This window comes from Nocardia sp. NPDC102475 (genome assembly GCF_055584605.1).
The window spans coordinates 1-1357 of record NZ_JBVJLS010000074.1; the positions used below are offsets into that span (position 1 = coordinate 1).

2 protein-coding genes are annotated in these 1357 nt (G+C 66.0%); both read right to left on the reverse strand.

The features are described from left to right. Nucleotides 1-14: 14 nt before the first annotated feature. Complete coding sequence (locus ACZ60G_RS44105; protein ID WP_465818398.1) at nt 15-179, reverse strand: hypothetical protein; 165 nt, start codon at nt 177-179, stop codon at nt 15-17. Then, nucleotides 176-1309: an IS701 family transposase gene (locus tag ACZ60G_RS44110; protein WP_465818400.1), complete on the reverse strand. Its 1134-nt coding sequence runs from the start codon at nt 1307-1309 to the stop codon at nt 176-178. The genes ACZ60G_RS44105 and ACZ60G_RS44110 overlap by 4 nt, the downstream gene beginning before the upstream one ends. Nucleotides 1310-1357: the final 48 nt, after the last annotated feature.

Below are 1357 nucleotides of genomic sequence, written 5' to 3' on the forward strand. Positions count from 1 at the left end.
TACTGCAACTGCACTCAGGTGAGTGGGTGGCCGCGGCGACGGTAGTGCGATAACCGGGCTTGGTGCTGGCGGCGTCGCCGCCAGCGTGACCAGGCCCAGATGTGGTCGGCGGTATGGATCGGGGTGAGGACGAACGATATGAGCAGGCGGCGGATCTCGGGTAGCGTGAAGGCGATCATGCCGTCGTCACTGTCGGTGATTCCCCTTTTGCAGCAACGGTTTTCGCTGCGGCGAGCCAGGCCAGCGCAAGCATCGACAGGGTGATGTGGGCGTACCAGGCCCGCCATTTGCGGACCTGGTAGTGATCGAGCCCGGCCTCGCCCTTGGCCTGCTGAAATGCCTCTTCGACATGCCAGCGAGAACCCGCTACCCAAGCCAGATCGACCAGCCGCGCCGACGCCGGGCCGTAGCAGAGGTAGTAGGCGACCTCGGTGGGGTCGCTGATCGAGCGCCGGGCCAAAAGCCAGTGCCCACGCCCAGCCGCCCAGGTGCCATCGATCTGGCGACGTGCCCAGTCGAATTCACGTGGTCCGTGCGCGCCGGCACCGACCGAGAGCCGCTGCCACGACGTTGCGGCGAACTCGCCGACCAACTTGTCGGCGCGGGCGACCCGGTCGGCGCGGGTGCTCACCTGATGATCGCAGCGGGTGGCCAGCACGTAGAACACGTCCCGATGTTCGCACCAGTCCCGCAGGTAACCGGCCTGCCCGTAGGCTTCGTCGGCGGTGAACCACGCGAACGGCACTCCCGCAGCCAGGGCGCGCTCGAGCATGGCGATCATCTGCCGCGGCTTGGTCGCGAACTCCACCTCGTCGGGTATCCCGGCGTCACGGCAGCGGTCCCGATCCGACGTCCACGACTCCGGGACGTAGAGCTCCCGATCGATCAGAGCGTGCCCATGCCGGGATGCGTAAGCCAGAAACACCCCGATCTGGCAATTTTCCGTACGCCCCGCTGTGCCGGAGTACTGCCGTTGCACGCCAGCGGATTTGGTGCCCTTCTTCAGGAACCCGGTCTCGTCACCAGCCAGCACGGCATCCGGGTCGCCGAGATGTTCGACCACATAGGCCCGCACATCGTCACGGACCCCGTCGATATCCCAGTCCGCGGCCCGCAGCAGCCGCTGCATCCCGTCCGGAGACCCCTCACCAGCACGTTCGGCCAGCGTCCACCCATTTTTACGTTCCAAACCCGCGACCAGACCCGACACATACTCACCAGCCCGCCCCCGCGGCTCGGCCCGGGTGAACCGTCCCCCGATCCTCGCCATCAACGAATCCAGCTCCGCCACAACATGATCCAACACCACCCGACAGGTCTACCAGCACCGAACCACCTGAGTGCAGTTGCAGTATTA